Origin of the sequence: Bacillus sp. B1(2022), from assembly GCF_040259625.1 — a bacterium.
Lineage (GTDB): Bacteria > Bacillota > Bacilli > Bacillales > Bacillaceae > Bacillus > Bacillus velezensis.
Genome location: NZ_JANIFO010000005.1, coordinates 165,967 through 189,116, shown reverse-complemented (window position 1 = coordinate 189,116; position 23,150 = coordinate 165,967). Strand labels below are relative to the sequence as shown.

37 protein-coding genes and 1 pseudogene are annotated in these 23,150 nt (G+C 35.9%); 33 read left to right on the top strand and 5 right to left on the bottom strand.

All coding sequences use genetic code 11. The features are described from left to right. Positions 1-187 precede the first annotated feature (187 nt). Positions 188-412, bottom strand: a complete 225-nt coding sequence (locus NQS30_RS11550) for a helix-turn-helix domain-containing protein (protein ID WP_122503948.1) — start codon at positions 410-412, stop codon at positions 188-190. Between the two features lie 177 nt (positions 413-589). On the opposite strand from NQS30_RS11550, the gene NQS30_RS11545 reads away from it, so the two are divergent. The 15 genes and pseudogenes from NQS30_RS11545 (at position 590) to NQS30_RS11475 (ending at position 5,852) form a co-directional block, all read left to right on the top strand. Beyond that, a complete protein-coding gene (locus NQS30_RS11545; protein ID WP_122503950.1) occupies positions 590-805 on the top strand; it encodes a YopT family protein in 216 nt (71 codons plus the stop codon). A gap of 394 nt (positions 806-1,199) precedes the next feature. After that, a complete protein-coding gene (locus tag NQS30_RS11540; RefSeq protein ID WP_122503951.1) occupies positions 1,200-1,379 on the top strand; it encodes a hypothetical protein in 180 nt (59 codons plus the stop codon). After that, positions 1,372-1,614 (top strand): hypothetical protein, encoded by a 243-nt coding sequence (locus NQS30_RS11535; RefSeq protein WP_122503953.1) that lies wholly within the window; start codon positions 1,372-1,374, stop codon positions 1,612-1,614. The genes NQS30_RS11540 and NQS30_RS11535 overlap by 8 nt, the downstream gene beginning before the upstream one ends. Positions 1,615-1,663: 49 nt before the next feature. Continuing rightward, the gene (locus tag NQS30_RS11530) at positions 1,664-2,086 is read left to right on the top strand and encodes a YopX family protein (RefSeq protein WP_232603457.1); all 423 of its coding nucleotides are present in this window, start codon (positions 1,664-1,666) and stop codon (positions 2,084-2,086) included. A gap of 193 nt (positions 2,087-2,279) precedes the next feature. Continuing rightward, positions 2,280-2,462 carry a hypothetical protein gene (locus NQS30_RS11525; RefSeq protein ID WP_218791690.1) on the top strand — a complete coding sequence of 61 codons (183 nt, stop codon included), beginning with the start codon at positions 2,280-2,282 and terminating at the stop codon, positions 2,460-2,462. Then, positions 2,459-2,770 (top strand): hypothetical protein, encoded by a 312-nt coding sequence (locus tag NQS30_RS11520; RefSeq protein ID WP_218791691.1) that lies wholly within the window; start codon positions 2,459-2,461, stop codon positions 2,768-2,770. The genes NQS30_RS11525 and NQS30_RS11520 overlap by 4 nt, the downstream gene beginning before the upstream one ends. Continuing rightward, entirely contained in the window at positions 2,767-2,895 is a 129-nt protein-coding gene (locus tag NQS30_RS11515; protein ID WP_256994858.1) for a hypothetical protein, read from the top strand. Before NQS30_RS11520 ends, NQS30_RS11515 begins: the two co-directional genes overlap by 4 nt. Beyond that, positions 2,892-3,098 carry a hypothetical protein gene (locus NQS30_RS11510; RefSeq protein ID WP_218791692.1) on the top strand — a complete coding sequence of 69 codons (207 nt, stop codon included), beginning with the start codon at positions 2,892-2,894 and terminating at the stop codon, positions 3,096-3,098. The genes NQS30_RS11515 and NQS30_RS11510 overlap by 4 nt, the downstream gene beginning before the upstream one ends. A gap of 42 nt (positions 3,099-3,140) precedes the next feature. After that, positions 3,141-3,827, top strand: coding sequence for a hypothetical protein (locus NQS30_RS11505; protein ID WP_218791693.1), 687 nt, complete (start codon positions 3,141-3,143; stop codon positions 3,825-3,827). A 67-nt stretch (positions 3,828-3,894) separates the two neighbouring features. Then, positions 3,895-4,058 (top strand): annotated as a pseudogene (locus NQS30_RS11500) (hypothetical protein). Positions 4,059-4,066: 8 nt separating this feature from the next. After that, the gene (locus tag NQS30_RS11495; RefSeq protein WP_110124776.1) at positions 4,067-4,270 is read left to right on the top strand and encodes a hypothetical protein; all 204 of its coding nucleotides are present in this window, start codon (positions 4,067-4,069) and stop codon (positions 4,268-4,270) included. A 43-nt stretch (positions 4,271-4,313) separates the two neighbouring features. Continuing rightward, the gene (locus NQS30_RS11490) at positions 4,314-4,568 is read left to right on the top strand and encodes a hypothetical protein (protein ID WP_169539258.1); all 255 of its coding nucleotides are present in this window, start codon (positions 4,314-4,316) and stop codon (positions 4,566-4,568) included. Positions 4,569-4,599: 31 nt separating this feature from the next. Continuing rightward, entirely contained in the window at positions 4,600-4,938 is a 339-nt protein-coding gene (locus NQS30_RS11485; protein ID WP_069007476.1) for a hypothetical protein, read from the top strand. A 111-nt stretch (positions 4,939-5,049) separates the two neighbouring features. Continuing rightward, complete coding sequence (locus NQS30_RS11480) at positions 5,050-5,442, top strand: hypothetical protein (protein WP_218791694.1); 393 nt, start codon at positions 5,050-5,052, stop codon at positions 5,440-5,442. A 185-nt stretch (positions 5,443-5,627) separates the two neighbouring features. Beyond that, complete coding sequence (locus tag NQS30_RS11475) at positions 5,628-5,852, top strand: hypothetical protein (RefSeq protein ID WP_218791695.1); 225 nt, start codon at positions 5,628-5,630, stop codon at positions 5,850-5,852. Positions 5,853-5,865: 13 nt separating this feature from the next. Here NQS30_RS11475 and NQS30_RS11470 read toward each other — a convergent pair whose 3' ends face one another. Continuing rightward, entirely contained in the window at positions 5,866-6,240 is a 375-nt protein-coding gene (locus NQS30_RS11470) for a YoqO family protein (protein ID WP_218791696.1), read from the bottom strand. 123 nt (positions 6,241-6,363) lie between these two features. Between NQS30_RS11470 and NQS30_RS11465 the strand changes: the two genes are divergently transcribed. Together NQS30_RS11465 and NQS30_RS11460 are read left to right on the top strand one after the other, a co-directional pair. Then, entirely contained in the window at positions 6,364-6,888 is a 525-nt protein-coding gene (locus tag NQS30_RS11465; protein ID WP_218791697.1) for a hypothetical protein, read from the top strand. Positions 6,889-6,899: 11 nt separating this feature from the next. Further along, the gene (locus NQS30_RS11460; protein ID WP_218791698.1) at positions 6,900-7,190 is read left to right on the top strand and encodes a hypothetical protein; all 291 of its coding nucleotides are present in this window, start codon (positions 6,900-6,902) and stop codon (positions 7,188-7,190) included. Positions 7,191-7,237: 47 nt separating this feature from the next. On the opposite strand, the gene NQS30_RS11455 is transcribed toward NQS30_RS11460, so the two are convergent. Continuing rightward, entirely contained in the window at positions 7,238-7,543 is a 306-nt protein-coding gene (locus NQS30_RS11455) for a hypothetical protein (protein WP_218791699.1), read from the bottom strand. A gap of 148 nt (positions 7,544-7,691) precedes the next feature. Here NQS30_RS11455 and NQS30_RS11450 point away from each other — a divergent pair, with 148 nt between their 5' ends. Further along, on the top strand, positions 7,692-8,099 hold the full coding sequence (locus tag NQS30_RS11450; RefSeq protein ID WP_218791700.1) for a hypothetical protein: 408 nt from the start codon (positions 7,692-7,694) through the stop codon (positions 8,097-8,099). A 73-nt stretch (positions 8,100-8,172) separates the two neighbouring features. Here NQS30_RS11450 and NQS30_RS11445 read toward each other — a convergent pair whose 3' ends face one another. Together NQS30_RS11445 and NQS30_RS11440 are read right to left on the bottom strand one after the other, a co-directional pair. Next, positions 8,173-8,985, bottom strand: a complete 813-nt coding sequence (locus tag NQS30_RS11445; RefSeq protein ID WP_218791701.1) for an ATP-dependent DNA ligase — start codon at positions 8,983-8,985, stop codon at positions 8,173-8,175. Between the two features lie 69 nt (positions 8,986-9,054). Beyond that, a complete protein-coding gene (locus NQS30_RS11440; protein ID WP_218791702.1) occupies positions 9,055-9,729 on the bottom strand; it encodes an SOS response-associated peptidase in 675 nt (224 codons plus the stop codon). A gap of 70 nt (positions 9,730-9,799) precedes the next feature. Here NQS30_RS11440 and NQS30_RS11435 point away from each other — a divergent pair, with 70 nt between their 5' ends. From NQS30_RS11435 to NQS30_RS11365, 15 genes are all read left to right on the top strand, one after another. Beyond that, positions 9,800-10,015, top strand: coding sequence for a hypothetical protein (locus NQS30_RS11435; RefSeq protein ID WP_206583879.1), 216 nt, complete (start codon positions 9,800-9,802; stop codon positions 10,013-10,015). A gap of 83 nt (positions 10,016-10,098) precedes the next feature. After that, positions 10,099-10,986, top strand: a complete 888-nt coding sequence (locus NQS30_RS11430; protein WP_218791703.1) for a hypothetical protein — start codon at positions 10,099-10,101, stop codon at positions 10,984-10,986. Continuing rightward, positions 10,976-11,248 carry a hypothetical protein gene (locus NQS30_RS11425; RefSeq protein WP_218791704.1) on the top strand — a complete coding sequence of 91 codons (273 nt, stop codon included), beginning with the start codon at positions 10,976-10,978 and terminating at the stop codon, positions 11,246-11,248. The genes NQS30_RS11430 and NQS30_RS11425 overlap by 11 nt, the downstream gene beginning before the upstream one ends. Positions 11,249-11,279: 31 nt before the next feature. Then, on the top strand, positions 11,280-11,426 hold the full coding sequence (locus tag NQS30_RS11420) for a hypothetical protein (protein ID WP_218791705.1): 147 nt from the start codon (positions 11,280-11,282) through the stop codon (positions 11,424-11,426). A 4-nt stretch (positions 11,427-11,430) separates the two neighbouring features. After that, on the top strand, positions 11,431-12,027 hold the full coding sequence (locus tag NQS30_RS11415) for a hypothetical protein (RefSeq protein WP_218791706.1): 597 nt from the start codon (positions 11,431-11,433) through the stop codon (positions 12,025-12,027). Between the two features lie 96 nt (positions 12,028-12,123). Beyond that, entirely contained in the window at positions 12,124-12,948 is an 825-nt protein-coding gene (locus NQS30_RS11410; RefSeq protein ID WP_218791707.1) for a poly-gamma-glutamate hydrolase family protein, read from the top strand. Then, positions 12,945-14,687 (top strand): right-handed parallel beta-helix repeat-containing protein, encoded by a 1,743-nt coding sequence (locus tag NQS30_RS11405; protein WP_218791708.1) that lies wholly within the window; start codon positions 12,945-12,947, stop codon positions 14,685-14,687. The genes NQS30_RS11410 and NQS30_RS11405 overlap by 4 nt, the downstream gene beginning before the upstream one ends. A gap of 38 nt (positions 14,688-14,725) precedes the next feature. Continuing rightward, complete coding sequence (locus tag NQS30_RS11400) at positions 14,726-15,103, top strand: hypothetical protein (RefSeq protein ID WP_020954103.1); 378 nt, start codon at positions 14,726-14,728, stop codon at positions 15,101-15,103. 140 nt (positions 15,104-15,243) lie between these two features. Next, positions 15,244-15,600, top strand: coding sequence for a hypothetical protein (locus tag NQS30_RS11395; protein ID WP_122503977.1), 357 nt, complete (start codon positions 15,244-15,246; stop codon positions 15,598-15,600). A gap of 32 nt (positions 15,601-15,632) precedes the next feature. Next, the gene (locus NQS30_RS11390) at positions 15,633-16,970 is read left to right on the top strand and encodes a hypothetical protein (RefSeq protein WP_218791709.1); all 1,338 of its coding nucleotides are present in this window, start codon (positions 15,633-15,635) and stop codon (positions 16,968-16,970) included. A gap of 48 nt (positions 16,971-17,018) precedes the next feature. Then, positions 17,019-18,182: an AAA family ATPase gene (locus NQS30_RS11385; RefSeq protein ID WP_218791710.1), complete on the top strand. Its 1,164-nt coding sequence runs from the start codon at positions 17,019-17,021 to the stop codon at positions 18,180-18,182. A gap of 41 nt (positions 18,183-18,223) precedes the next feature. Further along, positions 18,224-18,835 (top strand): hypothetical protein, encoded by a 612-nt coding sequence (locus tag NQS30_RS11380; RefSeq protein WP_218791711.1) that lies wholly within the window; start codon positions 18,224-18,226, stop codon positions 18,833-18,835. A 9-nt stretch (positions 18,836-18,844) separates the two neighbouring features. Then, positions 18,845-20,356, top strand: a complete 1,512-nt coding sequence (locus NQS30_RS11375; RefSeq protein ID WP_218791712.1) for a DnaB-like helicase C-terminal domain-containing protein — start codon at positions 18,845-18,847, stop codon at positions 20,354-20,356. A gap of 14 nt (positions 20,357-20,370) precedes the next feature. After that, positions 20,371-21,435 carry a toprim domain-containing protein gene (locus NQS30_RS11370; protein ID WP_218791713.1) on the top strand — a complete coding sequence of 355 codons (1,065 nt, stop codon included), beginning with the start codon at positions 20,371-20,373 and terminating at the stop codon, positions 21,433-21,435. A gap of 12 nt (positions 21,436-21,447) precedes the next feature. Beyond that, positions 21,448-23,136, top strand: a complete 1,689-nt coding sequence (locus tag NQS30_RS11365) for a DHH family phosphoesterase (RefSeq protein ID WP_218791714.1) — start codon at positions 21,448-21,450, stop codon at positions 23,134-23,136. The last annotated feature ends 14 nt before the right edge of the window (positions 23,137-23,150 follow it).

Genomic DNA, 23,150 nt, shown 5'->3' with positions numbered 1-23,150 from the left:
TTGTTATGTTCAAAAATAAAAAATATGCATAATATTAATATTCATATGAAAAATTTCGACATTCGACAAAACTAGACACAATATGCCAAAATAAGTTCTTTCCACCAATGGCAGCATGTAGTAAAATAGTTGTGTAAACCGTATGGTTTACTCAGGAGGAGACCAGGACATTTGTCTTAGTCGAAACTCAATGCCGTTCAACCTTGAATTCATAGAGATCTTCCACATTACAATCTAATGCTTCAGCGATTCTTTTAGCTGTTCTGATAGTCATCTCGACTTTTTTCATCCGGTTATAATCGCTCAATTGCTGCTTTTTGATTCCTGTTATTTCAGCAAGTTCATTAATTGTAATGTCTTTCTTTCTACAAAGTTCAGGTATCAAGCATTGCCCGATCCCAACTTTAATCATTATCGGACATCCTCCTGCTAGTTCTGATATGGAAAGACATAATACATATCATACGATGACTTCAAATAACCACTAGCGTTACACTCATATTAATTGTATAATGTTATCAAACAAAATAGAACGCTTGTTCCCTTGTAAGGTTGTCGGAGAGAAAAAACATAGTATAGGAGAATGAGGATGGCAGGTTATTTGAACAATGTATCACTACATCTAGAAATTGTACTTAAAAACAAAGCAAAAAACGAAGAGGTTTCTCAAAGCCTTGCTGAAAGACTGTGTGAAAAACTCATGGTCGCCAGGGAAGTATGCTTTCTGCAGGCAGACGGGAAAGTTGAGAAATTTAAATTGAATGACATTGAATATGAGGTATCTAATACTGAAGAAGTACTTTAAATAAAAAAAATAGGAAGACTCCATGGAATTACAGCATGTGCATTACAGCAGTGTAGTTGGAGCTTGTAGGTGAACACGTGAAATTGTTTGTTGATCTTCAGGATTACAACACCGTTAATCTCAAACTAACTAAAAAGATTTTGACATCAGAGCAATATCAATTCCTTTTAAACTTTAATGGCAAACATGTAGACGTAACAGTGTCCGTAACACCAGAAAATCTGGTGAAAATAAGGGATCATATCAATGAAATAATATTTAAATTTGCAGAATGAAAAATCAAATTCGGTCATCTGGAAAAAATATGATCGAATTTGATTGACAAAGATTATTATGTAGCGTAAATTATAGTTAAATATAAAAAATAAGTATCTGGTGGTGAGTTAGAAAAGCAATGCTCCTTGATGAAAAGTTGAGTAAATTAAAAGACGCATATGATACACTTCTCATTCACAAAGACAAAAAAGAAATGAGAAGAGTTGTAGGGCTATTTCATTCAATAATCGATTATGCGTATGAAGGTATGTACATAGCAGAGATACAAATTGACCAAGAAGGAGAGGCCAATGATTAGAACAAAAAGCTGTATGAACAATACAATTTCATTAACTGATTTTAATAAAGTAAGTTTAGTTAGAAGAATTATAGAAAAAGAGAAAATTGGTTATGTGTGCGCACATCCGATAAAAGAAAAATACTTTGAATTTGTTGATGCCGGCTCCGATAAGAAGGGAAGCAAATACAAAAGGGAATACATAGGGTATACAAAATTCTTTATTAAAATGAAGTTGGATAAAAATGAAATATAAGTACATAAAATGTAAGTTTTATAGAGATTCGGATAAGGAGGGAACAGTAATGAATGAAATCAAAATCAGATACGTTTTCCGGCATAAAAAGACCAATGAAATTGTCTTGCATTGTTACACCTTGAGTGAAATTGAATATTTCGGGGAGACGATCTATACAGATAAAGAAGATTATGAGTTGATTAGTCGGGATATATGGACTTGTCTTAAAGACAGCAATGGCAAAGACATATATGCCGGAGATTATATAAAAATTACATACGACTCTGCTTTTTCCAAAGAGCCATTCTATATCGGAGTGGTGAAATATTTAGAAAACGAAGATTACCCAGCATTTGATTTAAGACCTTGGATTGATTTAGACATGAATGCTATAAGCTGGTTAAAAAGTGAATCAGATCCTAGCGTAAAAAAATACGAAGTTATCGGCGACATTTATCAAAATCCTGAGTTATTGGAGGGCGCGGAGTGAAATTTAAAAGCTTTGACATACATCGTAAAAAACAATGGGATTTAAACAACATTAAGCCGCTAATATGCATACATAAAGAATATGATAGCGGCTCCGGAAGTAAAAGGGTTCTGTGCATAGGATTCGATAAACGTAAACCTGTGTTTGTTTTTGCCAATCCGTTTAAACACAGATACTGAAGAGGGGGCGGGGAGTGAAGCAGATCAATAGAATGATCATTATTTTTCTGGCGCCCATGATATTCACTATGGCGGGCGATTTACTAAGTCATCATTTCGGAAATGGTTATATCAAAACAGGGTTCGTAACGACGGGTGGTTTCATCAGTGGTTACCTCGTTAATAAATGGATAGTTAAGAAGGAGGGCGCGGAATGACAAAGACAAAAATCACAATCAAAACAAGCGATAAGGTTGAAGTAACAAAAGCACAGGCACGAGCAATTGAGGAAGGGAAGAAATTTTATTTAAGAATGGCTGACGATGAACCCGAAAGAGTGAACGCCTTGACTAAAGGAGATAAAAAAGAGTTTGCACGCCTTCAATTCGTCGGGAAACACTTTGTCATTAAAATAGGGGATGTAAAGCCATGGGAAGAGTTATTTGCATCACTCAATGAAATGTCTGCTGACGAACTGAACAGGGCTATCTTGAAAGGCTATATCATTAAGGAGGGTGCGGAGTGATGAATGCTAATGACAAATTAGGTGCTTATGTCCTTCTGGCTATGCATGGATACAAGAAAGAGGAGATAAAAGAAATTATGGAAGAAGTTAAATCAGTTATGAAAAACGAGGAGGCTGCGGAGTGAACCAAAATAACAAGGTACTTACAAGCTTTATCTATTATGCGACTTTTTACAAACTAGCAGACTCAAAAGGATTTAAAATCCTCCCACAGAAAGACCATTTAGAGATTTTTGCTCCATTCTACGGGAGTGACCAAGGCGTCAAAATTAAAACAGATGAAGATTTAGCTGAAGTTATTCAAGACATCCTTCAGTATAAAATTTAAGCCAATAAAAGATGCATTTTATTAAAAAAGGATGGCGATTGAATGGGAATGTTTGATACCTTTGTTGGTCAGATCAAATGTCCTAACTGTTCTGCAATCCAAAACGCAGAGGTTCAGTTTAAATGGGGTGAATGCTTACTATTAGACTATGAGTTGGGGGATGTTGTTTCAAGAGCGCCAGAAGGCTTATATGTCGAAGATGATTGGTTTAACGAGAGGTGCTCAAATTGCAAGTTAGAATTTTTGCCAAATGTGGTTTTAAAAAACGGGAAGGTTATTTCATTTATTAGCAAAGAGGAGCTTCAAAGAACAGACATTACTCAATTAAAGGATATCCCATTAAAACACGCTAAGACACAAAGGTATGAAAGAGATAAAATCGATGCCAAGGGTTTTACTAAAGAGACAGCAGATTTCAAAAAGCAACCATTCAAGGAGAACCAGTCTATAACGGCTTTTGAGCGTGAATGGCAAGTTGTTAAAGGATGGAGAAAGGGCTTCAACCCGGAAAAAAGTAGTGAGTTTATTAAACTTTCCGGTTGTGCAACAAGGAAATCTGATTACTGGTTCGTTTATATAGTGGTAGATGCAAAAGGAATGAAACGCTTCGTGGAAGTTTCCGACAGAATTAAACATTGGTCAGACAATGATGATAGGTACGGCAATATGCTTTTCAGTGAAACCTATGGATTTAAAGATGAACACTTTTTATTTAGCCAAATCTCCTAATTGGGAGTGGGAAAACATGAGGGAATTAGATTAAAAATAAAACTTTATTGAGAAAGGGAGGATTTAAATGGAGAATGATGTTTTATATGGAGGATATAATACACGATCACGAAAGTTTTGTTTTGGAATATCAGAACCATCAAAAACAAAAGCAAGAAAAAGTTATTCGATCGAATTGGCTCAGATGCATATAAATGGCGTTTTGAAATTAGAAAAATTAAAAGAAAGTAGATGAAAAAATGAAGTTTGCACCAATGGATAAAGTTAAATTAAAAACAGCTAGTCATTTCAACAAACTTCGAACTTTAAAGAAAAGAGTTCCTGAATTAGATGATCCTTTACTAGGTGAATGCTGGGAATTTGAAGAAGATGGTTTAAAACAATTTGATTGGGAGGAGAACTACGAATTTGTCGCTAGACCCAAACATTTTAATTGGGATTAAAACAGAATCTAATTGAAGTTAAATGAGCATCGGGGGAATAAAAATGGAGAAAATGAACTTGCTAAAAGAAGTAACAATATTTGACCCGGATAAAATCCAACCAGGAACTGAAGTTAAAGTGATCTGGTATAAGGGTTCAGAGATGGAGTATACGCACCATGGTGAAGTTATCATCAATAATGGGGAAAAGTTCTTCTATACTTACATTGATAAAGAAGGCCATGTAGGACACTGTCATGTGAACGCACTTGATTTGAAGAACTATCCAGACAGTCTAATTGTTGAAATTAAATCATAACAAACATATGAAATAACGGAGGGAAATAAAGATGACGGAATCACAATTAAGGGAAGAAAATGAAAATTTAAAAAGGCAAGTCGATCATATGAAAGATGTCTATAAAGAAAATATGTATCTTCATATGGCAGTAAGACAAGGCGAACAGTTAAAGGCTAACCTACAAGCTTATTTGCGACAAGATGACCGAGTATATAGTCCTCATTTCATTACACCAAAACAAAAACAATATATCGTGACTCTGTTCAAAAAACATGGCTTGTCTCCACTCAGTAAAGCAAAACGAAAAATAGTTAGGCGTTTTAATGGGGGCGGTCTGATTTCAGAGCACGAAGCACATCAAGTTATACAAATGTATGAAAGAAAGTAATAGTTAATCTTGACTTGGCTGTTTCAATTGTAACCAAGAAGGAAAGAGATTTTTAATTTAGGCTACAGAATCGTAATAAAAAGACTGTTTTAATAAGAGGGAGTTGTATTAATGGGGATGTATACAGAATTGGTATGTGCTTTTGAACTTATTAAGGAAACACCAAGTTGCATAATTGAAATTTTAGAGTTTATGACTGGTCAACGAGATGAACAACCAAATGAACTTCCAGAGCATAAGCTGTTTCTTGAAGGGAGCAGGTGGCGATTCATGCTTCAATCTGATAGTTATTATTTTGATGGCAAAACCCACAGTGAAATTGTAAGGGATACTCTAGTAGATGGGTATTATGCAACAATTAGATGCAATCTAAAAAACTATAATAATGAAATTGAGAATTCTATTGATTGGATTTCACCATTTATCTATAAAACAGATGAGAATTACTTTATTGGCTACAAACGATATGAAGAGGATAAAGAGCCAGAGTTGATATTTGTTTAAAAGGATTATTTCATTGAAAGGAGGAAGGCGCATAGGATATTTAAAGCACATAATTGACACAGCCTGGTTTAACTTAGTTTGGTTTAAATGGCATCTGGGTGCGGACATAAGCATGTTTGACGGCTGCGGATGGAATACATATAGAAGAAATAAGGATAAAAATAAAATAAGTGGAGGTTATTCGAATGATAAAGGCAAATCTGCATAGCAACCACGTTGATGAGATTATTGGAGAATATTACGCTGCTAAAGGATATTCAGTCCAGAGCATTGACCGCCAGGAAAATGGACAACTGATTGTTGTTACGGAGCGAGTAGCACCAGAGGTGAAGGAACCAACAAAAGTTAAAGTTGATATCGCATTTGATTTTGTACATAGAAGACGGCATAAAAAGAAATATTTAGCTTAAAAAAGGCAAAGAGTCAAAGCTCTTTACCAACAGGTGTTTTCCTTAACCGATCAGCCATATACTTGATTAAACTCAGCGCAGCAGTCACTAATACAATAACTAAGACAATCTCAAGTAAGATGATAAGGCCCATATTTAAGCCATGGCTCTTAAAATAATCACCAGTTATAGAGAGCAATTGATAAATTCCAAGCATTAATACAATGAAGGAAGAGCCTATAATAGCCAAAGATTTTTTAGAGAACTCCTTAGTATGTTCAAAATTATAAATCAATAAGAACAAAAATAGACAAGCCATAGCGATCTTTTGAGTCAATGAATCACTTGCTGAAAACCCTGACACAAGTAAGGAGATAATTAATCCAGCCATTCCGATTATTTTATTCATGACATCACCTGCCTTGTATAAGTATGATCTGGTGTCAGCTTACCAATTAAAGGGGATTTTCTCAAGATGATACACATTAAAGTTAAATTAAAATCGTGATTTTAAACAGATGGGAGGAAGCAAATGAATCAAGATATTCAGTTTTTAAAAGAACTTCAGCAAGAGTTGAAAAATCAAGATAGCGACGGTCAAGCTGCACCACGTTTCTGGACAGTTGGTGATTATGAATGGGTCGAAGCTCGAGAAGAAAATGCAGAACGGTATTCTGTATACCTGCCATATATAGCAGAAGCATATGTTTTAGATGATTATTTAGAAGAAATAAAAGAAGATAGTAAGCTTTCTGAGGAAGCTTTAACAGAGTTGGAAAAGGACGACTTTGACGATCCTATTGAGTGGATTCAAAAATACATTGATGAGGAAGCAGAATTAATTCCAGAAAGAAAGGTTCACATTGTACGGCCGGATACAATGTTTTTGACTAAAGCAGAGGCGAAGACACATATCAAATTGAATAAGCATCACTACACTTCAGAAGCTCATACATACGCCATGACAGCTTGGAGGGCACCGAAAGTAGAGCAGTTACTTAACGTGCTTGAATCGTTTGATTGGGATTCACTTAAAGACAGTCAATACAATCTATAAGGAGTGGCAAAATGAATACATATGTAGTCGACAACAGTAAATATAAATGCATTTATGCGGGAATTAACAAAGAAGTTGCTTTTAATAATGAATTTGAAAACGGAACAAGAGTAAGGGTTTGGTTTGAAGGCCATCACATAAAAACGTTTGAGAAAGAACGAAGAGAAGTCTGTGGAGTAGGAGAATGGATCCTTAAGTATGATGCTGCTACTGAATTACAAAAGGAAGTAAATCGTTTGGAAAAGACATATTTCAAGAAGAAAGAATTGTTAGACACTATTAGACAAGCTGATGAAATCTAAATAAAAGATAGTTTTTATACAAATGAAAAAGGGCATACGCCCTTGAATTAAAGTCCTAAGTATACAGTTCCTTTATATTCTACTCGGTACCTTCCATCAGGTTGTTGTTCCCAAGTTTTTAAATCAATATACAGAGTTCCATACCATCCATTTTCCGCATAATCAATTGAGTTAGGAAATCCACTTCGGGCTTCTTCTCGAGTGTAGTATTTAACAACGGTCATCTCCATCTGGTTGCCCTGTATTCCTAAATCATTTTGACTTTTAACAACATTAGTTGCATATGCGGGAGCAGCGGTAAGGATTAAAGATGTTAGTAAAAGAGAACTCGTAATAAGCTTTTTAATTTTCAATATAATCAACTCCTGATTTATTGATTAAATACAATGTAATTATATGTAAATGAACTGAGGTATCCAAGTTACAAAGATACTGTATTTTTAGGGATAAGAAGGAGCTTCAATAAAATAGTTATTTTATAGAAAGAGGGGAAGAGTGCAGATGGCATCAGCAGAGCAATTGAAACGAATGAACGACATAAACGATTTGATTAAGCTTATCGCAAGTATTGATAGATGTACTTTCTACTGTAAGTCAAAGAATCGGATAGCGTATTTCAGGTTTAAGAAAAAACTGTTCTTCGTTGATGATTACACGGGGAGTGATGTTTACCCGTATGAAATGGGATACGGGCGTGCAAACGGCTTTTCGCATGGAGGCAACATGTGGCAACTGGTCAACAGCTTCAGAAAATTCATCATAACAGGGAAATACGGCGAGCTGAGGGATTATAAAGAAATATGGGCTTACAGCTATGAAGGATGTATGAAAATCCGTCAGAAGGCGAAGGAGGTCGGTTTCATTGACAGTGTTGATTACCCCTACAGCTTTGATGAATGGGCGAGTTAAACTAATTGATTCATGTACTAAATTTTCATCAAAATTAATTAACTTTGAACTAAGGAATTATGTAACGGAGAGATTAGACTCTCCAGGATTCAAAGGAAGGGATGCGGAGTTTACCGTGCTTAGTCTTAAATCTGTGCTTAACCTTACATAAGATAGGTTCTACAAATACATATTCATCAGATTCAGACTTTACTTGTTTCATAGAGTGGAATTTACTTCGTTCCGCATTCGGCATAAATTCCATGAATCCGGCTGCAGTTCCATCAGGATAAGACAGAAGAAACTTTATATCTTCTTTGGTGTAGCCGGTGATAAGCACATCTGTGTAATCGTAGTTAATCACTTTCAGCCAGTTATGGGAACGTTTATTGATTTCATAAGGGGAGTTAGCTTTCTTTAGTACGATTCCTTCAAGATGCTTTTCTTTGGCCAGATTAAAATAAGCTAATCCGTTTCCTTGCAGGCCTTCAATAACAAATACATTATCGTGGTCAAGGTTTAGGTCTGAAAGCATACTCTTACGTTCAGTGAGTGGCTTAGTAGCGATTGAATGTCCATCAATATAAACTACATCGAATACACAGTAAACCACCTTATGGGCTGATTTCTTAGACATAAAGCGTTCCATTACAGCCTCGAAATCAGGAGCCCCACCTGGGGTAGCAACAATGATTTCACCGTCTAAAACAGTTCCATTGGGTATATCGAGATCCAACAGTTCTGGAAACTTGCTTGTTACTTCATTGTTGTGACGAGTGTAAAGCTTTATCTGATCATTAAACTTGGAGAGGATGAGTCTTATTCCATCAAATTTCAGCTCGGTAATATAACTATCGTCATCAAATGGTTCTTTGATTGAATGCAATAACATTGGCGATACAAACAAAATATCACCTCCTACTTAGAACATAATAGCTAAGCGAAGGTGATATATAAAGCAAAATGACTGTGGTACTTAATGGGATTCAATCAGTTCCGGTGAGTTGTTTTTAGGTGAATTCACTAAAGATGAAACTTGATAAGCCTCCATGTCATCAGCGTCATATGGCAGCAGTAAGCTTTGAAGATAATTAGTATCGGTGTTTTTGGGGTTAAGCCATTCCTTTTTGTTCTCATCAGTAAGGATAACTGGCATCCGATCATGGATGTCTTCCATAAGCTCATTGGGCTTTGTCGTGATGATTGTACAGGTGTATAACGGTTTGCCTTCTGGCGTATTCCACCTTTCATATAAGCCAGCAAATGCAAAGAGGTTGGATGATTTAAGCTTTATCCGCATAGGAATCTTAGTCTTTGGGTCAAGACGTTTCCATTCATAAAAACTGTCCGCAGGGATGATGCAACGTTTGCTGACAAGCGGCTTTCTAAAGCTTGCTTTCTCGGCCAATGTTTCAGCACGAGCATTAATCATTTTATACCCGATCTTTTCATCCTTAGCCCAAGGAGGTATAAGACCCCATCTAAGTTTGCCCAGACGATTATTTGATCCATCATTAATGATTGTCAGGATGTTTTGTGATGGAGCGACATTATAGCTTGGGTTGTATTCGTCTTCAGACAAAAATTGGTCTATATTGAACTGTTCGATGATGTCGTCAAACTCAGAAAATAAAGTGAACCTGCCACACATGTTCATCATCCTTTAGGGTTTTTGAATATTGTACAGGCTTGATACACGAAAATCAAAAAGGAGGAATGTGATGAAGCAGCAAACAGTTGAGGTTAAAGAAGTGGATGTGTTAATTAGAGGGATATGGACAAAGAAGAAGTTCACTGATATTCAAAAGGGGCAAACATTTAAGATTAAGGAGAATGGAAGAGCAAAGAAATACATAGCAAGAACAGATCCTTATTGGGATGACATGTATGAGACTTACATAATTGATTTATTGGATAAAAATAAAATAAGTGTATGATAATTAGAGAGAGCAGATAGCATCGATGAAGATAAAACAGGAATTTTATAAGGATAAAAATAAAATCAAAAAGGGGAATTTTGATGAAGCTAATTGGTATTAAAACTAATAACTGTTTTTTGGTGTCTGACAATATTGAAGGAAAGAAATATTTTCATAGTCAATTAGATGAATTGTTTTTCGATGGGAAACGAGCAACTGAAACGTATAAATCAGACTGGTTTAAGCTTGATAAGGAACCAAGTGTTATTGAAAAACAAATGCCGGCTAAAAAAATCAATCATAGGTATGAATTAAAAGAGGGATTCCAGGAAACTGATCTGACACCACAAGTAATTAATGTTTCATACATAGATGAAGAAAGTGAATACTACGAAGTAAAAGGTCTATATGATTTGAAATTTGAAGAAGTCCCACAACAAAATGAAAAAATTGAGTTTGAAATGAACGTAATTGAAGAGATTGACGGAGAACTTAAGCTGCAAAGTCATAATTTTAACTTGAATTATAACTTACTGGATAGAATTCAAACTCATCCAATGCTTCTTGAAACAAAGCCGTGTCACCTGTCCCGAGAAGAAAGCTATAAGATTATCAGAAACCATATAAAAGCCAATATAAACCCTAAACTTGCAAGAGTCACGAGTGATTATGATTTCTGTTTTACTGTGGTCAAAGTTTTGGAGCTTTACAAACCTCACGAGTATGTAGTTGATCTTAATGCAATGTACAAACGGAGAAAGCCTAAACTTGAGAAAAGATTTCAAACAAAGCGGGAAGTTGAAATTTACAATGTTGCACCTAAAGCCTATCAGAGCTACCCAATTGTAGAACCGTTTAGTGGAAAGGACGTTGAAGATTTAAAGAGTAATATTAAGAAATTTTTAGATGATCTGATGGCCAAAATCAACGAGCCTTTAGTCGAATGTGAATGCTGCAAAGGAAGAGGGGTTATTTTGAATGAATATTAAATTGGACAAGGATTACATGGTAAATGAATTGGGGCTACCGGAGTCCTCAATTTTAGAAGAAATCACTGACACATCAAGGTGGAGCGTTCACTATAGAATTGTATTTCCATATCAAGGACGCTTTTTTGAAACTTTCTATAGCAAGGGTGCCACTGAAAGCCAGCATGAAAGCCCTTGGGAATTTGAAGATCAAGTGGATTGCTATGAAGTGGAGTTAAAAGAAATGAAGGTTAGAAAATGGGTAAGAAAAGAAACTGAATAAAAACGATATTTTATAGGAAAGGAATTTGAAAATGACCACCTACTACTGTAATAAATGTAAAAAGGTTTGTGCAAGAGAAGAAGTTGAATTAGAAGAAGATTCATGGGAAGGTGATTGGCAAGAAGTCCACCTAGCTTGTGGAGAGAAAGTTATTTGGTTTTTGATCGAAAAGGAGTGAGAGAATGGACTACATAGAAAAAACGAAAAAAGAAATTAAAGATAATTGGTTTAAAAATCATGTTGCTGAAATCAGAGGCAATGAGGGGCTGCAGGTTATCTATTGGGAAAAGCCTGAGACATTTGAGTACCGAACAACGTTTGTATTGTCTGACAATAACATATTTATTTCTGGAGATATAGGTGAAGCAGTTTATAACCTAACATGTAGTGCCACATTAAAAAACATAAAAGAATTTGATCTTCACTATTTAACTAGAAAACTGACAGCTCATTCAGATGAAAGATGGAGTTTTAACTACAAGAAGGCACTCAGGGAATTAGACGAATGGTATTTAGAGAGGAAAGATGACCAATTAGACGATTTGGATGAATTGCATGAAGATTTAAGGGAAGCAGCAATGAATTTTTCATTACATGAGCATTTTAAAACAGCAGTCTTTTCTATTTATGAGACTACTACAGCGGATTGGTTTGACACAGAAGAAGCAGAAAGTGTTTCTGATTTTGGCAGTGAGTTACCGCATCAATTTATTGCATACTGGGTTGGATTACAAATGGCAATTAAGCAGCTAGAAAAAACAAATACGAATTTTGCATAAAAGTAATTTTTTATTTAAGGGGGTGATAACAATGTGAGTTACCTATGTGATTTGAGTTTTAAGAATAAAACAAAAATAAAAAGGAGTGGTTATTAATTGTTGAGGATTAAAAACAGAATAGAGGAAATGTTAAAAAAGATTGAAGAGGCAGAGAGGGTTTGCTATGACGGGCGCTCCCAACTCTGCATGCATCGTATCACTACGAAGCTATTAAAGTATATCACAGTAAAGAAGACTTTTCCAGTCTTGGCGACTGCTCTGGTTTCATTCCTGAATCCTGAGAGTATTTTAGCAGCGGACAAGTATCGGAACTTTGAAGAGCTTAAAGCGAATGAATCACCGTTCAATTTTAGCGTATTTTCAAAAGAGCAAGACACTGATGTATTAATTCTTGCTCCCCATGGAGGTGGTATAGAGGGGGGAACAAGCGAGCTTGCAAAGGAATTAAGCGAAACATACTCTACATATCTTTTTGAAGCTTTAAAGACACCAGGAGCATTTGATTTACATTTAACCAGTACGAATTTTGATGAACCACAAGTACTTGAAATGTTGAAGGAACATGAGTTCACATTGTCACTTCACGGTTATGCAAGTAATGACCAACATGTTTTAGTTGGAGGCACAGATCGGGACAAAGCTGAAGCGATAGCAAGCACATTAAATAATGCCGGTTACTCTGCAGAGCTTCTTGATGAGGGTACGAGGCTATCTGGTAGCAGCCCGAACAATGTTGCCAATAAAAATAAAACAGGAAAGAGCATTCAACTTGAATTGAGTACTGGACTGCGAAAATCAATGTTTAACACCTTTTCTCTCAAAGGGCGCTCAGGAACAAGAAATGAGACCTTTTATAACTTCATTGACACTCTGTCACGATTTCTCAATGAAAATGCAGAAGGGAAGGGTTTGACAACATGAACATGGAGCAGCCCTTATACTATTTTGTTGATGCTCTGGATTGGGGAATTGATGATAAAGGGTCAAATGCAATTGAAACAACAGAAGGAATAAACCGAGCTTTAGAGTATGCAAGCTCAAAATCATTCTATAAAGTACATATTCCAAAAGGTACCTATCTAATTGATGCTGTGAATATGTCAAGGCGGTTGCCTGAATTCGGTGGAGGTATTAATGTTCCTTCGAATATTGAGTTAATACTTCATCCAGAGGCTGTTTTTAAAGTGTTGCCTAATGATTCTCAAGGCTACTCCTGTTTTTATATTGGCCAAGCGAGCAATGTAACGATTCGTGGCGGTCAAATTATAGGGGATCGATACGAGCATGATTATTCAAAAGTAACTTCAATTAAAAGGACACATGAATGGGGATACGGAATTCATATTCATGGCAGCAGTAATGTGTTAATTGAAAATGTGCAAGTCTCTGACTGTATTGGAGATAACATTTGGATAGCAGCCGATGGGATGATGAACACTTCAGGAGCGTATACGCCTTCAAAGAATGTAACCGTTCGAAAGTGTACTCTTTTAAGAGGGAGAAGAAATAATCTGGCTACCAATGGTTGTGAAGGTCTTCTTGTAGACGACTGTGATATAGAGGAAGCTGGGGGAGATACCATTGGGCCACAATTAGGAATTGATTTAGAGGGTTTTGGAGAAAACGGAATTAAGTATGATCACCCATACAAATTAACTGTACGAAACTGCAGGTTTAAAAATAATGGGCGTGGATCCGTTACAGCTCACACAAGTGGTGAAGTAAACTTAGAAGGAAACTTTAGTGACAATGTTATCTCTTTTGGATACAGCACTGATGTCAGTGTTAAGGACAACAAGATTATTAATAAGGGAAAATCCAAGAAATATGGAATTGACTCGGTGGGTGTTTCAAGCACGGAGTCAGGAAATAGAGTGCAAATCAGCGGTAACACTGTAAGAGGGTTTGAAATAGGCATTTGTGTAAGAGGTAAAGGGATTGATGTAACGAACAATATACTTGAAAACATCGCGGCTTGTCCGATTGCAACACATGAAGCAGAAGATGTTTTTATTTCGAATAATCATATTGAAAACAGCGATTGTATACAAGTTCAAGTGCGAAACTCAAAAGATGTGAGAGTTACAAATAATAAAGGGGGAAATACCACATCTGCTTATGCCATTAAAATCATGGATTCGAACCGTGTAAGCTTTGCAATTAATGAATTTGCAAATGTGCACGGGGGAATTTATTGTGAAAGGTCTCAATCAGTTCGTTTAAAGTTGAATGACCTATTCTTAAGCGGAAGTGGATACGGCATCTTTTGGGATAAGGATTCTGAAGTGTATTTCAACAGAAATGAAATTCATAATCCAAGAAATGTTGCAATCAAAGGTACATCCGAGAAATACAGCTGTCAGATCAGTGAGAATCAGATTTATTTTTGTAAGTCATTGATTGCTATCCACCTGACAGGTGGTTCAGAACACATGTTAAACAATAATGAGATCATGTTTAATCGTTCAACAGACCAAGGATATGGAGTGTATTTGGAGAATACGGACAAAGTACGGCTTGTAAGAAATGATGCGCGTGGAATTGGGGGTAAGTTATTATCTCACCCGTATTGCACAGATAAAGCAAAGAATACAACCTTAATTCATAACACATTCGATAGTGGGACGCTGAAGACGGCAGAAGGAGATATTGTAGTCTAAATAAAATTGTAGTTTTAACAAGATTGGGAGATGGATATATGGCCAATATTTTAAGTAAAGAACAAGATGAAGCAATCCGGTATTTCAAGAACAAGCTAAACATATCGGAAAAACTGTACATATCCCTAATTAATTTTAATCTGCTTAGAGATAAACACGAAGACTTTGGCAATAGACTATATGAGCTTTATAAAACAGATCCTTATCTGTATATCAAAGCGCTCAAAGAAGGTTACGTGGTTGATCAGCCAATTGAATTTAATGAAGCAATTGTGCGGTTCTATGATGGTGAAGAACTTGCTGTAATTCATAAGACCACTGGGAAAAGATATAATGTAAATGTAAAAATGAAAAAGCTTCCTGACGGTTTTACGCTGCAAACAATGAACATGTGGTCATGGAGTGAAGTTGTTTAATAATCCATTTTAATTGCAGGGTTTCGATAGATAACTGAAGCCTTGCAATCATAAAAAATAAAAAATAAGTATAAAAATCATAGACAAATATAAAAAATAAGGATATAATAAACTCAAGTTAAAGGAAAGGAGGTACAGCCGTGTTAGTACTCGGAATTACTGAGAAAGCTTTGGCTCAATATCGAAAGTCGGTCAAAAATAATCACGCTACTTCATCGGATCAAGTGTTATTAAAGATGATTCGAAATGTCACTTTAGTTAAAGAAACACATCCTAGTCGAGTGAGGAAACGGCTATTTTACACGGAGTATGCATATGGCAATTTAATCATCAAGGTAAATAGAAAAAAGCAGGTCTTTGAAATTTTAAATAAGAAAGACAAAGATGTTGATCAAGTGAATTGGAAATTTCCTAAAAGGAGATACATAGAGTTAAATAAAGAACTTGGGATTAAAGATTGTAAGTTTAGTAAAACTACATATTCAAAGAAAAAATGAATTTAAAAATAAAAAAAGAGGATGATGATTAAATGGCGAAGAAAAAAGATGAAATTAAAATCAATAAAAAACATGGTGGTAAAGAGTTTACCAATAGTTTCAGATTTGTTGGATTAGTGAAGCCGGTAAGAAAAAAAGATCCTGAAACAGACAGTTGGTATGATGTTGATATTTATGAAACGACAGTTACCCAGACTAAAAAGAATCGGAGAGTACTTCAATTCAGTATCGAAACTGCGCCTTATAATGAATTAAAAGTTGAGCTTGCAGGAATGGAACGTGATTTAGTTTATGCGTATAGCTCCAAACATAAAAAAACGGTAGCAGTCCCGTGGGCAGATCGTAACGACAAGACAAAGCTACCTGATGAGACATATCATGTGATTACCCCAGAATGGGATATGGCAGAACAATTTGCAAAAATCGTTAAGCCTGGTATGTGGGCTGAAGTTCAAGGGCAGTACGAATTTGATACTTTTGAAAACGGCAACGGAGAAGAAATTAAATTAGTGAAACGAATTATTAACAGAGTTTTTCCTTTGAAAAATGGAGAAGTTGAAATTAAAGACGTGGAAAGTGGAACTCAGTTTAATGTGTATGACTCAGAACAAGACGGAATCCAACTCGGTAGTGGAAAAGCGAAAGAAGGTGTGGCGAAAGTTAAGGTAGGTTGGCTAGATCCTTCCGGTGGAGACCTATTCATTGCAAAGGTAAAAGACGACGCTGAGGGGCAGCGGTTTAAAGTAAGTTACACTGATGGAGTTGTAGAAACAGACAAAATTAAGGTGTCAAATAATATTCAAAGTGAAGTGAGAGTAGCCGAACCAAACGGCAAATACAGTTATGTGCCTTATGTAAGAGACTTTGGCTCTGAAAATTTTACCGAACATAATAAATTTGAAATGCAGCTAGGGATTAAGAGTACATACCAAGACGAAGAAACTAAAGACACTAAAGTAAATGGAGTTTATCTTGATTATGGAAAAGATCGAAGTGTCCCAAAAGATGTTGATCTAGTTGTCTATTATAAAGAGCCAGAAGAAGGAAAAAAATCTTTTGCAGATGCTTTTGGCGCATTAGAGAGAGGCGCTTTTCTAGTTGTTGAAGGGATCGACAATAACAGAGCGCAATTCACACAAGTCGAAGTTAAAGAGACCGAGGACGAAAACCCTTTTGAAGATGTAGGGGAAAAAGTGGCGTCCTTTGAAACTGTTTCTACTGGGACTCGAAAAGGTTTAGAAATTCTCAACTACATTGGTGGTACATATAAAAGCGGACTGTTGACAGAAGAAGAAATTTCAAATGAGAATGCACCGAACGAAGACCCGTTTGCAGAAGTCGTTGTCAATGACGATGATCTGCCTTTCTAAAAACAAAAATAACTTTGATTAATATAATAAATTAAAAGGAGAGATTAAATGAGCTTTAGAAAAAAAATTAAAAATAACACACCAAAGGTTGAACTTCAATCCATCATGACACTAGTAGCAGGGGGATATAAAACAGGTAAGACACGGCTCTGGAAAGAAGTAACAGAGATGCATTACGCACACCCAGAAGAGGCTCTATTATTGTCCTTTGAGGACGGGTATGAAACTTGGCAACTAAACAATATTGTTCCTTTGCATGAGGAAGGCACAGACAAAAACCTTTGGAAAGTATGGGAGTATTTCAAAAAAGCTGTAGTGCCTGAATTAGTCCAAGAAGCAAAAACAGGAAGAATCGTCAAGCTTATTGGAGTAGATACAGCAGACAGAGCTATTGATGCTTGTACAGCCTGGATTTTGAATGATAGAAAAAGGCTTTATGGTAAAACATTCGAATCGCTTCAGGATATTTCTGAGTCGACTAACGGTAAGGAAAATGGGTGGACAGCTCTTTATGAGGAACTTAAAAAGCCTTTCGATACTTTGAAAAATGCAGGTTATGGATTAATGTTTCTCGCATGGACAAAGGAAAAGGAAACAACCCTTTATGATGGAATGAAGTATAACTCCATTCAACTTATGATGCCTAACTCCGGAAGAAAAGTCTTTGAGTCGCAGGCAAGTCTTATTTGCTGCTTACATAACGAAGTATCCGTGTTGGATAAACAGGGAAATGAGCTTGATGACAATATTAAAGATAAAAAAGGTCGTGATAAAGCAAGTAACTTCCATGACACAAAAGTAATGATGTATTTTAGACCTTCTGAGTATGTTGAAATTGCTGGAGGCCGATACACTGAACTACCAGAAAAGGTTGAATACAGTGCTGAAAACTTCTTGAAGACATTCGAGAATGCAGTGCTAGGACAAATTACAAAGACTGACCGAACTGTCCAGGAAATAAAAAAAGAGGAAGAGTTACTTAGAGAGGAGAAGGTGCAGGAAGCTGCTGAGAAGACTGAAAGCGACCCTCAGACTTACTTGGACGAAATCACTTCTTTAGTAACTGGTCAAACGCCCTCAGTAAAACATCAATTAGCTGATGCTTACGCGGCAAAGTTTGGCGGACAAAAGAATTATAAGCAATTAACTTCTGTAGAAGATCTTAAAGAAGCTTTAAATATCACTAAAGAAATACTGGAGGCGGCTAACTAAGGGAGAGAAATCTCTCCCTATTTTATAAAGGAGAATTGCCTATGAAAGAAGTAAAATGTCAGTGGTGTGGATCAAAAGGGGTTAAAAATAGTATGTCCTGTGAAGCAAAACCCACTGGGAAACTCAATAAGAATGGATCAGAAAAATATATCAGGAAATACTTTCACGGCGATTGCTTTGAGGCATACAATCAGGATAAGAAATTTAAAGAAAATGAAGCAACAGAATTTGATGAACTCTACAATTACTTATTAAATTTGCATAGATTAGAGCGGTTAGACTCCCGTATGATTGAGCGTATCCAGGATATAAGGAACGGTACAGTTAAATACCAAAATCGAAAGATTAAAAGGTATAAAGAGGGCGTTCCATTCACAAAAATTTTAGAAGCATATAAATTCTCTGAACAACAATTACATAATGTCCGCAATTACAAAACCCTTGAAACAAGTTGGCAAGAGTTTACCTATTTCCTGAGTATCGTAATCAATAATTTGAACGAGATGAAAGAAACGAACAGGCGTAGTAAGCAACAAGATGATATCCGTACAAACATTATTAATAAACAAATTCAAGTGCAAAGTGAAATTGATATTAAAATTAAACCTAAAATCATAAAAAAAGATGAATTAGATATCTCAAGTTTTTTATAGGAGAGTGCCATGAAGAAACGAAATTACATAGATGAATTTGTTGAACCGTCATATATTCATGAGTCTCTTTTCGTTGGGTATTTGTGGTCAAATCCAATGTTGTATCAAAGATACAGAACACATAAGATTACAAAGGAAACATTTACTGAGCCAATATGGTACTTCTACTTCACTGTTGGATCTCAGATGTTTGAAAATGGAATCAGAGATTTTGACGACAAAACTGTTTATTCATTCTTAGTATCAAGGCCTAAAGAAAAAAATAAAAAGAGCTATTTAGATGCTTACAATGATTTTGGTGGCTATGAATCAGTCGAAGAACTTATGAATGAATGTAAAACCGACAGTCAGAATGAAGAGTACCATTTTAACGAAATTCAAAAATATGAGAGCTTGCGAAAATTACAAGATGCTTCATTGATTGATATTTCTGATGAGAAGTTAATTGAAAAGCTTACGATTATGACGCTTAAACAACTGCAGTTATATGTGCAATATAAGTATAAGGAAACATTCGCTCACATCAACTCTGGCGATGTTATCGAGCACGATCTCGTGGACGGGCTCAATGAGACAATTGAAGACCTGGATTCAGGTGAGTCTATGGGATCGCCATTACATGATTCTCCACGATTAAATAGGAAAATTAAAGGATGGAAGGACGGGTCTCTTTACTATTTAGTTCTTTCATCTGGAGTTGGGAAAAGCTCAATTGCAATGGAAAAGTTTATCTTGAGCCTTTTCGAAAACCAAGAAAAAGCAATTCTGGCCATAAACGAGGAGAGTGTTAAGAAGTGGCGTTCATTACTTCTTGCAACCATTTCATCTAAGATCCTAAAAAAACCGATAAACAGGGAAAAGTTGTATGAGGGTAATTTTAAGCAAGAGATGCTAAATAAATTAAATGCAGCAAAAGATTGGGCGTGGGAGCGTGGCCAGGGATTAATTAAAACACTGGAGTTAAAAAAGTATCGTGTAGAGGATATATTAAGCCGAGTTGAACTTTACAGGCCCAAGGGCTATAACAAGCTTATCATCGATACCTTTAAACCTGATCGATCACAAAAAGATATGGCTCGGTGGGAAGCTTTTTCAAACTCAGCTCAAGAACTGCATGATTTGATTAAGGAAGACAACCAGAATGTGGGGACTTTAGCGACAGTACAGCTGAAGTTAGGCAAAGAGACAAGATTCTTGGACTTAGACTCTACGGGAAAGAGTATGGAGATAAACGAAGTAGCTGCAGTTGTAATGATGGGAAGGTTACTTTTCGCAGATGAGTACACAGGTTCTAAAACCAGATATGAATTAAAGCCATATAACTATAAAAAGGATGAGCTGGGGAACTGGTATGAAGAAGAGTACATATTGGATCCAAAGAAGACATATTTAGTTCTATTTCTAGCGAAGAACCGTTTCGGTAGTGAGGAAGAGCAGATTATTTATGAAGTCAATTACAGTATTAACTCTTTCGAAGAAGTTGCGTATGTAAAGGTTCCAAGACTCGGAGGAGCATTCTAAGAAGGTGGCGATTAATGTCCGATCTACAAACCATTAGAGAAAGAATTTATAGAGAAGAACAGATTCAAGAAGTATTAGAAGCACTTGGTTGTTGGGGTATTAGCACTGAACAAGGAGGTAAATTGTTTGTTGCGGGTCTTCCTGATGGCGATAACGAGCGGAGTGTGCAGGTTAAAAACACCGCCTCTTTAACATCAAACATCAGAAGTAAGGGAATATCAGGTTCGATATTTGATGTTATATCTTACATACTTTATGGAGCTACAACTGAAGATGAAAAAAAAGCATGCCTTTCCAAAAGCAAATTTTGGTTATGCAGTAAACTTAATTATTTAGAGTACATAGATGATTTTTATAAAATAACAGCGGAAAAAGAAAAACCGCAGCCTAATAAATGGTTGCACAAACTTCAGAAAGAACGAAAGAAAGAAAATAGGAAAATAATAGAGAACGAAATAATGCCACAAAGTGTTTTAGATCAATATGGCATTGTCCCGTATTATGGTTGGTATAAGGAAGGGTTATCGATAAGCACACAAAAACTTTTTGGAGTAGGCATTGATGTAAGATCCGAACGAGTCACTTTTCCAGTACACAATAGGGACGGTCGATTAATCGGGGTTAAAGGACGTTATATTGGAAAAGACGAAGTTATAAAAGATAAATATAAGTATATATACATTCATTCGTGCAATAAGTCAATAGAATTTTACAATTTACATAGAGCTCTACCGTATATAAAGACCTTAAACGAGGTGATTATTGTTGAAGGCGCTAAAACAACATGGTTTTTGAACCAGTGGGGCTATAAAAATTGTATCTCCATAGAGGGGGACAGTATGTCTGATGAGCAAATAAGAATACTTAAAGAGCTGGGTATTGGGATCAAATTTGTATTTGCTTATGACAAAGACAAAGATGCCAAATTCATTGTAAATGAAGTGTCGAGGGTTACTGGCAGGATACGCTATGGAATTTATGATAAGGATAATCTGTTGTCCGGTAAAGACTCACCAACAGATAAAGGACAAGCTAGTTGGACGGCCTTGTACGATAATAAATATAAAATAACAAGGTAAGAGAGGAAAATAATGAATTATAAACTTATAGGGGAGAACAATTACAAAGAACCAATCTCAACAATAATAAAAAATAGGGATTTTGATTCTGATTTGTTCTTTAATCTGAATGAATCAGCTTTAAACCATTACTCTTTATTAAACAACATGAAAAAAGGTATTGATTGTTTAATCAAGCATATTGAGTTACGGAATAATATTTTTATTCAGGTCGACTCAGATTGCGATGGTTACCTTTCAAGCGCGATTCTTATTAATTATCTTAACCGGGCTTTTCCTACGCTTGATGTAAGATGGAGGCTTCATGAAAAAAAGGAACATGGAGCCTCCCTTGAGACAATTCCAGAAGATACACATTTGCTAATCATTCCAGATGCGGGCAGTAATCAATATGATTTGCATGAAAAGTTACAAGAGCGGGGAATAGATACACTGATCTTAGATCATCACGAATGTGAGAGGGAATCCAATGTTGCTATTGTTATTAATAATCAACTCTCAAGTAAGTACCAAAACAAAAGCTTTTCTGGAGTAGGTATCGTTTATAAATTTTGCCAAGCGTTAGATGATAAATTGGGAATACGTTTGGCAGATGATTTTTTGGATTTAGTTGCAATAGGAAATATTGGAGATGTAATGGACTTAAGGGAACCGGAAACACGGTATTACGTAAAAAAGGGCTTAAAACAAATAAAAAACCCTTTAATACAGGAAATCGTGGATAGGCAAAAATTTTTCTTGAATGGAAATATTAATATTCATTTCACGGGGTTCTCTATTGTCCCGTTCATAAATGCTACTATTCGTTATGCAACCATGGATGAAAAGATAGACATGATGAAGGCATTACTGGGTAGTCAGGAATCTGTTTATTATTCAAGAAAAAAAATATACGAACCGATTGTTAAGTCAGTAGCCAGAAGAATTGCAAATACGAAGAACAGACAGAAAAAATCACTCGAAAAACCAATTAGTAGCCTGATTGATCAGATTTACGTTGAAAAGAAAATAAATGATAAAGTTGTAGTTTTGGACGTTACCGGTGAATTGGAACCTTCATTTACAGGTCTTGTAGCTACACAATTAGCAAAAAAGTTTAAGCGTCCCGTAATTCTAGGAAGGAAAACGAAGGAGGGGAAATTCGGAGGATCTGCTAGAGGGTATGAAAAATGTGGAGTTGAGAACTTTAAACAGGTATTAACTGAATCAGGTCTTTTTAATTTTTGCGAAGGCCATGCAAATGCATTTGGGTTTGAAATTGAACCGGAATATTTTGAAAGCTTAAACATTCAACTAAATAGTTTAATTGATTCAGAAATTGCGCTAGAGGATATCCATGAAGTTGACTTTATTATCCCTGCCCAAGACATGAGCGCTTCGATAATAAAAACTATACATAAATATCGAGATGAATGGGGATCGACACTTAAAGAGCCGTTATTAGCCGTAGAAGGGATCCAAGTTAATAAATCAGATATTCAAGTGCATAAGAATAGAACATCAACATTCGTTATTAAAACTGGCGAATATAAGCTAATTAAGCCGTACTATAAGGGTGATTTCGATGAGATGTTTGATAACGGTGACGAGAACTTTTATATCAACATTGTTGGCAAGTGCAAGGTTAATAAATATGAAGATAGGTTAACCCCTGCTGTTGAAATTGTAGATATCGAAGTAACAGACAGTTTTTTATTTTAGGTGAAAATGGGGTG

What these genes read in the sequence shown, in the direction of transcription:
- NQS30_RS11550 (WP_122503948.1), bottom strand. Translation starts at nt 412, where the DNA reads ATGATTAAAGTTGGGATCGGGCAATGCTTGATACCTGAACTTTGTAGA.
- NQS30_RS11545 (WP_122503950.1), top strand. Translation starts at nt 590, where the DNA reads ATGGCAGGTTATTTGAACAATGTATCACTACATCTAGAAATTGTACTT.
- NQS30_RS11540 (WP_122503951.1), top strand. Translation starts at nt 1,200, where the DNA reads ATGCTCCTTGATGAAAAGTTGAGTAAATTAAAAGACGCATATGATACA.
- NQS30_RS11535 (WP_122503953.1), top strand. Translation starts at nt 1,372, where the DNA reads ATGATTAGAACAAAAAGCTGTATGAACAATACAATTTCATTAACTGAT.
- NQS30_RS11530 (WP_232603457.1), top strand. Translation starts at nt 1,664, where the DNA reads ATGAATGAAATCAAAATCAGATACGTTTTCCGGCATAAAAAGACCAAT.
- NQS30_RS11520 (WP_218791691.1), top strand. Translation starts at nt 2,459, where the DNA reads ATGACAAAGACAAAAATCACAATCAAAACAAGCGATAAGGTTGAAGTA.
- NQS30_RS11505 (WP_218791693.1), top strand. Translation starts at nt 3,141, where the DNA reads ATGGGAATGTTTGATACCTTTGTTGGTCAGATCAAATGTCCTAACTGT.
- NQS30_RS11495 (WP_110124776.1), top strand. Translation starts at nt 4,067, where the DNA reads ATGAAGTTTGCACCAATGGATAAAGTTAAATTAAAAACAGCTAGTCAT.
- NQS30_RS11490 (WP_169539258.1), top strand. Translation starts at nt 4,314, where the DNA reads ATGGAGAAAATGAACTTGCTAAAAGAAGTAACAATATTTGACCCGGAT.
- NQS30_RS11485 (WP_069007476.1), top strand. Translation starts at nt 4,600, where the DNA reads ATGACGGAATCACAATTAAGGGAAGAAAATGAAAATTTAAAAAGGCAA.
- NQS30_RS11480 (WP_218791694.1), top strand. Translation starts at nt 5,050, where the DNA reads ATGGGGATGTATACAGAATTGGTATGTGCTTTTGAACTTATTAAGGAA.
- NQS30_RS11475 (WP_218791695.1), top strand. Translation starts at nt 5,628, where the DNA reads ATGATAAAGGCAAATCTGCATAGCAACCACGTTGATGAGATTATTGGA.
- NQS30_RS11470 (WP_218791696.1), bottom strand. Translation starts at nt 6,240, where the DNA reads ATGAATAAAATAATCGGAATGGCTGGATTAATTATCTCCTTACTTGTG.
- NQS30_RS11465 (WP_218791697.1), top strand. Translation starts at nt 6,364, where the DNA reads ATGAATCAAGATATTCAGTTTTTAAAAGAACTTCAGCAAGAGTTGAAA.
- NQS30_RS11460 (WP_218791698.1), top strand. Translation starts at nt 6,900, where the DNA reads ATGAATACATATGTAGTCGACAACAGTAAATATAAATGCATTTATGCG.
- NQS30_RS11450 (WP_218791700.1), top strand. Translation starts at nt 7,692, where the DNA reads ATGGCATCAGCAGAGCAATTGAAACGAATGAACGACATAAACGATTTG.
- NQS30_RS11440 (WP_218791702.1), bottom strand. Translation starts at nt 9,729, where the DNA reads ATGTGTGGCAGGTTCACTTTATTTTCTGAGTTTGACGACATCATCGAA.
- NQS30_RS11435 (WP_206583879.1), top strand. Translation starts at nt 9,800, where the DNA reads ATGAAGCAGCAAACAGTTGAGGTTAAAGAAGTGGATGTGTTAATTAGA.
- NQS30_RS11430 (WP_218791703.1), top strand. Translation starts at nt 10,099, where the DNA reads ATGAAGCTAATTGGTATTAAAACTAATAACTGTTTTTTGGTGTCTGAC.
- NQS30_RS11425 (WP_218791704.1), top strand. Translation starts at nt 10,976, where the DNA reads ATGAATATTAAATTGGACAAGGATTACATGGTAAATGAATTGGGGCTA.
- NQS30_RS11420 (WP_218791705.1), top strand. Translation starts at nt 11,280, where the DNA reads ATGACCACCTACTACTGTAATAAATGTAAAAAGGTTTGTGCAAGAGAA.
- NQS30_RS11415 (WP_218791706.1), top strand. Translation starts at nt 11,431, where the DNA reads ATGGACTACATAGAAAAAACGAAAAAAGAAATTAAAGATAATTGGTTT.
- NQS30_RS11405 (WP_218791708.1), top strand. Translation starts at nt 12,945, where the DNA reads ATGAACATGGAGCAGCCCTTATACTATTTTGTTGATGCTCTGGATTGG.
- NQS30_RS11400 (WP_020954103.1), top strand. Translation starts at nt 14,726, where the DNA reads ATGGCCAATATTTTAAGTAAAGAACAAGATGAAGCAATCCGGTATTTC.
- NQS30_RS11390 (WP_218791709.1), top strand. Translation starts at nt 15,633, where the DNA reads ATGGCGAAGAAAAAAGATGAAATTAAAATCAATAAAAAACATGGTGGT.
- NQS30_RS11385 (WP_218791710.1), top strand. Translation starts at nt 17,019, where the DNA reads ATGAGCTTTAGAAAAAAAATTAAAAATAACACACCAAAGGTTGAACTT.
- NQS30_RS11380 (WP_218791711.1), top strand. Translation starts at nt 18,224, where the DNA reads ATGAAAGAAGTAAAATGTCAGTGGTGTGGATCAAAAGGGGTTAAAAAT.
- NQS30_RS11375 (WP_218791712.1), top strand. Translation starts at nt 18,845, where the DNA reads ATGAAGAAACGAAATTACATAGATGAATTTGTTGAACCGTCATATATT.
- NQS30_RS11370 (WP_218791713.1), top strand. Translation starts at nt 20,371, where the DNA reads ATGTCCGATCTACAAACCATTAGAGAAAGAATTTATAGAGAAGAACAG.
- NQS30_RS11365 (WP_218791714.1), top strand. Translation starts at nt 21,448, where the DNA reads ATGAATTATAAACTTATAGGGGAGAACAATTACAAAGAACCAATCTCA.